Origin of the sequence: Microcystis sp. (genome assembly GCF_048564745.1) — a bacterium.
In the GTDB taxonomy this organism is placed as follows: Bacteria; Cyanobacteriota; Cyanobacteriia; order Cyanobacteriales; family Microcystaceae; genus Microcystis; species Microcystis ichthyoblabe_A.
On the sequence record NZ_JBLZRT010000021.1, the window covers coordinates 1 to 9,786 of the forward strand.

Below are 9,786 nucleotides of genomic sequence, written 5' to 3' on the forward strand. Positions count from 1 at the left end.
AACCTTGTATTAATTCCCCTCTATGATAGGAAGCTACATCCCAAAAGATAATAATTCTTTTACCTGGATTTATCTTGATTAACTTTTTGAGAAAATCCACTGTGCAATCTCCATTCCCCTGCTTGTATTCTCCAGTGATAAGTTCAGGATTTATTAAGTTTAATGCCCCGTAGTATGTTTGACAATTTTTCGGGTTGAGAAGTGGAAGTTTTAGTCTTTTATCTGTCTTCCCCTAAAGATAGCTAATCAAGTCTTCTTATAGTAGGTGAACTTCGTCAATCGTATATATAACAACCTTTTCAGCTTTTATTTTTGGTAATAACTCTGTTATAATATCTTGGATTTTTTGGTTCTTTTTTTTTGACCAGTTCTGGGTCTTGAAGATGATTTTTAGGTTGAGCTTTTCGCCAACTAATTTTCGCTTCTTTTAGCAAATTATAATAGCTCGTTTGAGATTTAAATGCTATATCAAATTGGTCGATTAAATAGCATTTAAACTCCGATATATCCCAATATTCTTGTTGTTGCAGCCAACTGAAAACTTCTTGTTTTTGCCCTTCATCTAAGTAGCTTTTTGCTCCTTGATATGATAATTTTAATCCAGCGATACCTCGGTCTTCAAACTGAGTTTTCCATTTACCAATAAAACTTAGAGAGACATTGAGTATGGGGGCGATCGCTTGATAAGTCTATCCTTGTAAAGATGGTTTAACGGCAATAGCTCTTTTTAATTCTCTTGAATCTGGATTCGTTTTAATCCATTTATCTAGTTCTTCGATCTCTTTTTTGATTTTCTGAGTCTTTTCCATAATTAAAATTATTAAAATATTGACTTAGACTATAGCATTTTTTCAGAAATTGATTTCCACATCTCAAATGTAAATGCTATATAAATTCTATAATCTAAGACTTTAAGCCGAAATCTATTGCCCTATTTTAGTTGAAACAGTCCAGTAAGGTGCGTTAGTGATAGCGTAACGCACCAATTTAATAATCAAGTTGGTGCGTTACGGCGGATTGTTAATTTTGGTGTTTTTACCGAATTTGTAACCGCCTAACGCACCCTACCAGATCAAGGAAAAAAATCTCAAACAGTTCCCTTTTTTAAGGGGAATTTGGGGGGATATTTGGTTGAAGATGCTACTTTTCAAACGTCCTCTCAGGCTTCTATTATTTCTACCAAATCAAGCTTTACGGCTCCTGTCTTAATCATGTCATACACAGAATAATCTAAAACACTTATTAAGTGATTATGTATTTCATAAAAGTGTATGCTGATTCCCTGACAGGTACTGTGAAGCTTGTTTACTTTTAAGTTGCTCCATATATAAATTTCCGAGACGATCTAAGCCTGGCAAGAGGTTCAGCCTCTAAAATGTGCAGTTTAAATTATGAACAGCTTAGGATTAATGGCTCTCACTGCTTGTGTGCGGAAAATCTTAGTCATTCTTAATGCAATAGTTCGCCAAAATCAGCCTTGGCAGCTTGCTGACAATTTACAACCTTGTTCCTAGAGATTCACACTTTTTGTTATCTCTAATCAAGGGTTGCGCTTGCTTTAGTTTAACCTGAGCAGCTTAGCTTTTGCTGCGCTTTTTTCTGGCTTGAGATTTTGAGTTTTACGGCAACTGCTTGAGTTTTTTTGAAATTCCCCCTTGACAATCAAGACAGTCGCTACGTTCATCTTATATTTAATTTCACCCACCCACTTACATTTGTCATCATTTAAGAGTCACTGATAATTGCTGATTGTCGGTATTTCTGCAAGTGTGAGATGCACCCCCTTGATTTTCTTTTAACTATGTTGGTAGAATTTTACAAAACTGGATAGACTAGGAGCTTTTCGGTCATGATCTTTATTATCCCGATTATTCTTGGTGCGGCAGCGTTAGTTACTGCTGGTGTGGGTGTTAGTGCGGGTGCTAATGGTGTCTCCAAGCTACAAAAGGCGGAAAAAATTGGCAAAAGTGCCGAACAAAGATACAAAAAAGCCAACAAATCCCTAGAAAAAAAGTTTCAAGCTACCCAAAAATTTGCGGAAGAATACGGTCAACTACAAATTAATGTCAAAATCAACACTATCGGCAGATTTATTAAGTTTATTAGCAGAATTGATCAAAGAAATAGTCAAAGAATTGGTCAAAATACCTCCCCATCCCATCAACGCTTCTTAGAAGGGTTTGAGGGATTTTCTGCCGAACAATTCAAGGAATATAAAGCGGAAGTGTTAAACGCGCAAAGTTTGGCTGTAGGGGGTTTAAAAGTAGTGGGAGTCGCCTCGGCAGCCAGTCAGGGAACCCTAGGATTAATTGGTCTTTTCGGTACTGCTAGTACAGGAACAGCAATTAGTGGACTTAGTGGGGCAGCCGCTTGGAATGCCACCCTAGCATGGTTAGGAGGTGGTTCTTTAGCTGCCGGTGGCGGTGGTATGGCTTTGGGAACAGTGGTTTTAGGAGGTATTACCGTCGGACCTGCTTTAATGATTGGTGGTTTTGTCTTAGGAGGAGAAGGGAAAAAAGCCCTAACTAAAGCTATCGAATACGCCAAAGAAGTGGATAATAAAATAGCTCAATTAGATAAAAGTAAGGGTTTTTTAGGACAAGTTCAGCGCAGAATTAAGGAGTTACAATACCTCGTTAATAGTCTGAATAGTAGAGCTATTAAGAGTTTAACTGAACTGGAGTCACGAGCTAATTTTAATCCCCATCTAGAGGAAGATGCGGTCAAATTTCGGGAGATGCTACTTTTAATTAAAGCCTCATCGGAAATCATGAAACTATCCATCCTAGACGAAAAGGGGAAATTAACTAAAGCAACGGAAAATCTCGAAGAAAAGTACCGCCATCTCTTAGAAAACTAATAATTATTCTTGAAAATCTATGAATGTTATCAATTGGTGAATCGCTCTTTATCCTCTGGTGATAATCAAAAACTTGACTTAATTTTAGAAGAAATTACCATCTTATTTTGCTCTATTTCTTTAAAAATTTCAGTCAATTATTAACGGTAAAAGCCGCGTTAAAGGATGCTAATCACTCTTGGAAATTTTAATTAATTATCTGTTAATATCTAAGGAGAAATATGACTCTAGAATTGCATAATTTTATCTGGGAAGAAGAACGTTTAGTGCAGGTGGAAACCCAACCCCATCACATCGCAGGGGTACTAACGGTAATTCAGGAAACCATGAATGATTCCGATTGCGAATGGGAGGATGTTTATTCCGCTTATTACGAGTGCGAAGATGACGGTACAATCACTTTTTATGAGGGAGAAAGTGCCGAGGAAGATAATCCGGGTATCTGGACTTATGTGGTTTATGAATGTGCCGCAGGAGAAGAATCAGTGATGACTAATGTTAATATCAACACCTTTGCTCCTCTCTTGCAATTACAAGGTTATCTGAAAACTTTCAACCCCAAAGTTATTAATTTTTCTTGATTTATTATTAAAGGCAATCACCGCTAACTAAAAAAATAGGAAAACCTCCATATTTTTCAATGATTAAATCAATGTTTGCCATTAATTCGATTGTGCGTTTAAGAATAGCAGCAATTTGAGAATAATGTTCAAAGTCATCGTCAGTAAATTTTCGATCTTTACGCAGGGCAAACGCATCTTAACAAAGATTGACAGAAGTACCAGATTGTGATTAACCCACAAGTCTTTTCTAGCAAGGATTTTAGTTTTTTCATCTCGATTGATAGCCGCCGAATTGTTAAGCACTCCTGGTTCGTTCTGGCAAAAACCTCTCTATAACCGAGCGGAATATTAATTGCCGTGAGGACAACAAGCTTGGAGCCTCGTTACTCGATCGTTAAATTCATGCTAAAGCAAAACAATCTGTACTCGCTAGAGAAATTAGTTGAATGGACAAAGAATACCGATCCTGTCGAACCAATGAGCGATCATTGCCTACAACTCGCTATTTCCACTGGGGAACAGACCAATCGATCATCACAGGTCGCCGCGAAGAAAGTACCGTCGGGCAGGATGGAAAACAAAAAATTATCTGGACTATAGTCTCGCATTCTAATCCTAGTTCCTGACCACACAGGATTAGATCCCGCTATTAAGATCCCTTGAGCAGAATTCATTAGTGTCATCGTTTGATCGACATACTCCTGACGACGGTTCACTACCGACCAGTAACTAACGGTCATTACCCCGCTATAGCCGTTCATGACTAATGCTCCTTGATGGACAACTCCGCCTTCATTCCGAAAAGTGATTTGCCAACAGCCGTAGAGCGGGGAAACTTGGGCGATTTCTAATGGCGAACGCACCTGTGTTGTTCCGAGTCGATCAGCGACAGCCGGAGAAGCGGTTAACAATAGGATTCCCGTTAAACAACTCCAGCCCACGGACTGGGTGCATCTCAGATTTGTAAAAATATCATTCAGACAAAGCACAATTGAGAACCTGTTTGAAAAGATGGTTGTAGAGTAGAAGGGTCTAAAACTAAAAGGAGACCCTAAAAATGATACTAATATCATACGACACAGACCTCACAAATGACCAGTGGCAAATTTTAGAACCCCTGATTCCGGCAGCTAAACCAGGAGGGCGACCCCGTAGCCTCGATATGAGAGAGGTACTCAACGCCATTTTTTACTTGCTGGCCAATGGGATTAAATGGCGAGCAATGCTCCATGACCCGCCAAAATGGCAGAGTGTTTATACTAAATCCGGTTATTAAAAACTGATTATTTATTCCCCTTTTTGCCTTTTGCATGAGCAGAAAACGGGTTTCTCCGAGAAACCCGTTTTCTGTGCGTTACTCAACGGATTTAGTATAATATTGTCAACATACCAATACAAAAAAAGGTGGGACTTGCCCACCTTTATCACTAAACTATTGTCCTTTCTCCACTGCTGCCACCATCAATAAAGTTTTGAGGACAGAATCAGGATTAAGACTGATAGAATCGATGCCTAATTCCACTAAAAATTGAGCAAATTCGGGATAATCACTGGGAGCTTGACCACAGATACCGATTTTGCGATTATGGGCTTTAGCGGTTTCAATGGCCATTTTCACCATGCGTTTAACTCCCTCATTCCGTTCATCAAAAAGATGGGCAACTAGGGCAGAATCCCGATCTAATCCTAAGGTTAATTGGGTCAAATCATTAGAACCGATCGAAAATCCGTCAAACACCTGAGCAAATTGGTCGGCAAGAATTACATTACTTGGTAACTCACACATCACATAAACTTGCAAACCATCAACCCCGCGTTCGAGACCATTTTTCGCCATTTCTTCGAGGACTCTCATCCCTTCTTCGGGGGTACGACAGAAAGGAATCATCGGAATCACATTAGTTAATCCCATTTCTTCCCGGACCATTTTCAGCGCCCGACATTCCAAAGCGAAAGCCTCGCGATAATTAGGATCAGTATAACGGGAAGCGCCGCGCCAACCGATCATCGGGTTTTCTTCCTTGGGTTCAAAGGGTTTGCCACCCAATAAATTAGCGTATTCATTGGATTTAAAATCGGACATCCGCACAATTACATCTTTGGGGTAGAATGCGGCTGCAATCATGGCAATTCCCCGGGCCAATTTATCGACGAAAAATTGGGGTTTATCCTCGTAGTGTTTGGTTAATTCGGCGATTTGGTCTTTTACGTCTCCTTCTTCCAATTCGTGGAATTTCAGCAAGGCGCTGGGGTGGGCCTGAATGTGGTTAGCGATAATAAACTCTAGACGCGCTAAACCGACCCCTTGGGCAGGAATATCGGCAAAAGCGAAGGCTTTTTCGGGATTACCGATATTCATGAGGATTTTTGTCCGAGTTTGGGGCAAATTGTCCAGGGGAGTTTCAAGAATTTCAAAGGGTAGCAATCCGAGGTAAACTTTCCCTTCATCCCCTTCCGCACAGCAAACGGTGACTTCCTGACCGGTTTTAATCGTTTCCGTGGCATTATTGCAACCCACGATCGCCGGAATGCCCATTTCTCGTGCGATAATAGCGGCATGGCAAGTACGACCACCCTGATTAGTAACGATCGCGCTTGCTTGTTTCATAATCGGTTCCCAGTCGGGATCCGTGCGATTGGTGACGAGAACTTCTCCCGGTTTAAAGTTGTTGATTTTATCTACACTGAGGATGACTCTGGCTTTTCCTTGACCGATTGCCGCACCTACACTCCGTCCCACCGCTAAAACTTGACTTCTTTCTTTAATTTCGTAGGATTTAAGGATATTAGCGGCTTTTTGCGATTGTACGGTTTCTGGACGGGCCTGAACGATAAAGAGTTCTCCCGTGATCCCATCTTTTGCCCATTCGATGTCCATGGGGGTGTAGGTTCCGCGCACTTGCGAGTAATGTTCCTCGATTTGGGTCGTCCAACGGGCTAAAGTGAGGATTTCTTGGTCACTAATGCAGAATTGATCCTGTTCTAGCTTGTTAACTCGGATATTCTTGGTTAGACGCGATCCTCCATCATCGTAGATCATCTTGATGGCTTTACTGCCGAGGCGTTTGTCGAGGATGGGTTTGTAACCGTTTTTAAGAGTGGGTTTAAAAACCAGATATTCGTCGGGGTTAACGGCTCCTTGCACGACATTTTCCCCTAAACCGTAGGCTGCGGTGATTAAAGTGGCATTTTTGAACCCTGTTTCCGTATCGATGGAAAACATCACCCCGGAGGTGGCTAGATCTGAACGCACCATTTTTTGGACACCGACGGAAAGGGCGACGGCAAAGTGATCGAAACCGTTATGATGACGGTAGGAAATAGCGCGATCGGTGAATAAAGAGGCAAAACATTTATGGCAAGCTTCTAAAACTCCCCTCACCCCTTGCACGTTGAGGTAGGTTTCCTGTTGTCCAGCAAAACTCGCTTCTGGTAAGTCTTCGGCAGTGGCGCTCGATCGAACTGCCACATCGATGGAATGATAGAGATCATCGCCATAACGTTCACAGAGTCGGCGATAGGCAATAGCGATCGCATGACTTAAATCATCGGGGAACGGTGTATTGAGGATTAATGTGCGCGCTTGTTTACCTTTTTCTTGCAAGTTTTGGACATCGTTTTCGTCTAAATCTTGGAAAATTTGTCTTAATTGTGCGTCTAGTCCGGCTTTTTCGACAAAGTGACGGTAAGCGTAAGCGGTGGTGGCGAATCCTGTGGGTACATTAATCCCTTTCGGGGTTAATTGTTGGATCATTTCGCCTAATGAGGAGTTTTTCCCACCGACTAATCCCACATCTTTGCTGTCTACTTCTTCAAACCACAGAATTAATGCTTGTTCTCTAGAGGTTCTCGCAACATCTTGTAGTAGCATCATAAGTATTTTTACCTCTGTAATCTATACTTTCAGTTTAGCTACATACCATCTTCAAAAATCCTTGAGTTTGATATTTATTTACAAAACTATATAATAGCCAAATCAGCCACGATAACCCTATCTCTAAAGGGTTTGATTGTCTAGGTAATTAACACAAAAATTAACAAATTAATCAGGAGTCTCAACAGTAACTTTCTTCAATGATAGCCTTAGTTATCTCAAAATAGTTACAGCAGTTATCTCAATGGTGAGATAGGAAGTTTTCGTTTTGGGGAGTCGGTCGTCAGCAGTCAGGAGTCAATACCAAATTAGGTTATACTTTTTTTTATGAGAAGGGCTGTAATTTAGCTTTAGGCATTTTCAAGGTCTGATAATAGTTCTTCTTCTGTTAAGTCAATCACCCCTACGCCAAAATCGGTCAATCTCAATAAAAAATTAACCCTATCCACTCCTAATAAATTGGCAGCCATACCGGACGAAATACGTTTCATCTCAAAGAGTTTTACTACCATAGCCCAGGTTGCTTCTCTCTCGAATTCCTCGCGGGTTTTTTGAAGAAAGTCGGGTAAATTTTCAGGATAATTGATTGTGAGTTGTAAAGTCATATCTCGTGCTATATTTATCTCATTGTTTTAGGTTGGATTTCACCTAGTTTAGCTCCATCCAACCTAGATTTATTTATAGTTGTGTAATGGTGACATCAACAGTTTTAACCGTAGTTCCCAAACTGGATAGAGGAGGTTGAATTTCCTGTTCATTACCCACTACTAGAGTCACAATTTGATTCGGTTGCAGATATTGTTGGGCCACTCGTTGAATATCAGCAATTGTCACCCCTTTTACCGCTTGTTGATAACGGAAGATAAAATCTTGGGGATAACCATAGTATTCATAGGTCATCAATCGCGATAAATTTTGACCAGGTTTCTCAAACTTAAAAACAAAAGAATTGAGAATAGCATTTTTAGCGTCTTCTAATTCTTTTGCGGTTACGGGTTGATTGCGAAGGCGCTCGATTTCGCCTAAAATTGCCTTAATAAAAGGTACGGTAGCATCGGTGCGAGTTTGACCTCCGGCAATAAATAAACCGGGATAATCATAACGACTATTCCAGATACCATAGACAGAATAAGCTAATCCTTGACGGGAACGTACTTCATTAAATAAACGACCACCAAAACCGCTTAAAATCTCATTTAATACCGTTAAAGCGGGATAGTCGGGACTATCCAAACGACCCCCAAGATGACCTAATAAAACGCTACTCTGGGTTAATTGGGGTTGATTGACAACAAAGACACCTTGAAGATTTTTTTGGGTTGCAGAAGGGGTGACAATTTTAGTGGCAGTTGCGGGATTTTTCCAATCGCCAAAAGTTTTATTGATTAATGCTTTCATCGACTGAGAATCAAAATCACCCACAATTCCTAAAATTATTTGGTCGGGACGGACATAGGTACGATAAAAATCGATTAAATCCTGACGGTCAATATTAGCTAAAGTGCTATATTCTACAGTACGAGCGTAGGGGCTATTATCACCATAGACTAGCTTTTTAAACTCCCGACTAGCAATATCATCGGGATCATCATTACGTCGGGCAATTGCTCCTTTTTCCTGAACTTTGGCTAATTCCACCCTCTGATTTTCAAAAGCTGGGGAACGCAAAACCTCGGCAAAGAGATTAAAAACTGCTTCTAAATCTTCACTAAGAGCGCTAAAACTAGCAGTTCCAGCGTTAAGATCGATCGAGGTTTCTACTAGGGCTGCTCTTTGTTCTAATAATTGATTTAAGACATTGGAAGGATGTTTTTCCGTGCCACCGCTACGCAGCACGGTTCCAGTAATATCGGCTAATCCGACTTTTTCCCCGGATTCTAATCTTCCTCCTGTCCGAATCATCGCCGTACCACTCACTAAAGGTAAGCTGCGATCCTCCACTAAATAAACCACCATCCCATTATCTAGTTGATAGCGCTCGTATTCGGTAACTTTTATTTCAGGAAGGGGAGGAAAAGTTAAATCGGTAAAATGTCGCGGGGTTTGGGCAATTGCTGGGGAACGAAAAGCTAGGACACCTATCAAGGTGATAATGATTAAACCTAGCCATTGTAAGCGTTTTTTCATGATTTGAGTCAAAATTATTGAGAGGAATAGATAAGAGGGAGCAAAAGGCAACCCTGGCCGCTTTTTGCTTTTTACGGTAGTCCCCAAGAAGTAATGATGATAGAATAGTTGCTAAAAATCAAGTGTCTCTCCGCCATGCCTAATTATCCAAAATTCCCTACGGATCGGGGGGAGCTAGTATTTTATCCATCACTATAATTCCTCTTTGGATTTATCATTACTGGTTCTTCCGAACTTACCATGTAAAATCAACTAGCAAAATGCCAATTTAATAAACATCTAAGACTAAAGTTTTTAAAGTTTCTAAATCCATAGCCTCTCCTTTTAATCACCTTCAGTTTATTATTAATTCCTTCCACTGT

At 40.5% G+C, this 9,786-nt stretch carries 8 protein-coding genes and 2 pseudogenes; 4 read left to right on the top strand and 6 right to left on the bottom strand.

All coding sequences use genetic code 11. From position 1 onward, the window contains the following. Positions 1-299 precede the first annotated feature (299 nt). Positions 300-677, bottom strand: coding sequence for a helix-turn-helix domain-containing protein (locus ACOCD9_RS03255; protein ID WP_419546358.1), 378 nt, complete (start codon positions 675-677; stop codon positions 300-302). A gap of 732 nt (positions 678-1,409) precedes the next feature. Between ACOCD9_RS03255 and ACOCD9_RS03260 the strand changes: the two are divergent. The 3 genes and pseudogenes from ACOCD9_RS03260 to ACOCD9_RS03270 form a co-directional block, all read left to right on the top strand. Next, a pseudogene (locus tag ACOCD9_RS03260) lies at positions 1,410-1,514 on the top strand (IS110 family transposase); the annotation flags it as partial. Positions 1,515-1,849: 335 nt separating this feature from the next. Further along, the gene (locus ACOCD9_RS03265; protein ID WP_419546355.1) at positions 1,850-2,860 is read left to right on the top strand and encodes a hypothetical protein; all 1,011 of its coding nucleotides are present in this window, start codon (positions 1,850-1,852) and stop codon (positions 2,858-2,860) included. Positions 2,861-3,081: 221 nt separating this feature from the next. Beyond that, the gene (locus tag ACOCD9_RS03270; RefSeq protein WP_287701170.1) at positions 3,082-3,441 is read left to right on the top strand and encodes a hypothetical protein; all 360 of its coding nucleotides are present in this window, start codon (positions 3,082-3,084) and stop codon (positions 3,439-3,441) included. A 467-nt stretch (positions 3,442-3,908) separates the two neighbouring features. Here ACOCD9_RS03270 and ACOCD9_RS03275 read toward each other — a convergent pair whose 3' ends face one another. Further along, positions 3,909-4,412: a hypothetical protein gene (locus ACOCD9_RS03275; RefSeq protein ID WP_419546356.1), complete on the bottom strand. Its 504-nt coding sequence runs from the start codon at positions 4,410-4,412 to the stop codon at positions 3,909-3,911. 71 nt (positions 4,413-4,483) lie between these two features. Between ACOCD9_RS03275 and ACOCD9_RS03280 the strand changes: the two are divergent. Then, positions 4,484-4,684 (top strand): annotated as a pseudogene (locus ACOCD9_RS03280) (transposase); the annotation flags it as partial. Between the two features lie 171 nt (positions 4,685-4,855). Here ACOCD9_RS03280 and ppsA read toward each other — a convergent pair. The 4 genes from ppsA to ACOCD9_RS03300 all read right to left on the bottom strand — a co-directional run. Continuing rightward, positions 4,856-7,297: a phosphoenolpyruvate synthase gene (ppsA, locus tag ACOCD9_RS03285; protein ID WP_016517076.1), complete on the bottom strand. Its 2,442-nt coding sequence runs from the start codon at positions 7,295-7,297 to the stop codon at positions 4,856-4,858. A 350-nt stretch (positions 7,298-7,647) separates the two neighbouring features. Next, positions 7,648-7,902 (bottom strand): UPF0175 family protein, encoded by a 255-nt coding sequence (locus ACOCD9_RS03290; protein ID WP_287701174.1) that lies wholly within the window; start codon positions 7,900-7,902, stop codon positions 7,648-7,650. A 73-nt stretch (positions 7,903-7,975) separates the two neighbouring features. After that, positions 7,976-9,424, bottom strand: a complete 1,449-nt coding sequence (locus ACOCD9_RS03295; protein ID WP_419546357.1) for a M16 family metallopeptidase — start codon at positions 9,422-9,424, stop codon at positions 7,976-7,978. 248 nt (positions 9,425-9,672) lie between these two features. Continuing rightward, on the bottom strand, positions 9,673-9,786 hold a 114-nt coding region (locus ACOCD9_RS03300; protein WP_271927689.1), incomplete at its 5' end, for a transposase.

Excerpts from the sequence above, each read along its gene's own strand:
- ACOCD9_RS03290 (WP_287701174.1), bottom strand. The coding sequence starts at position 7,902 with ATGACTTTACAACTCACAATCAATTATCCTGAAAATTTACCCGACTTT.
- ACOCD9_RS03295 (WP_419546357.1), bottom strand. The coding sequence starts at position 9,424 with ATGAAAAAACGCTTACAATGGCTAGGTTTAATCATTATCACCTTGATA.
- ppsA (WP_016517076.1), bottom strand. The coding sequence starts at position 7,297 with ATGATGCTACTACAAGATGTTGCGAGAACCTCTAGAGAACAAGCATTA.
- ACOCD9_RS03265 (WP_419546355.1), top strand. The coding sequence starts at position 1,850 with ATGATCTTTATTATCCCGATTATTCTTGGTGCGGCAGCGTTAGTTACT.
- ACOCD9_RS03270 (WP_287701170.1), top strand. The coding sequence starts at position 3,082 with ATGACTCTAGAATTGCATAATTTTATCTGGGAAGAAGAACGTTTAGTG.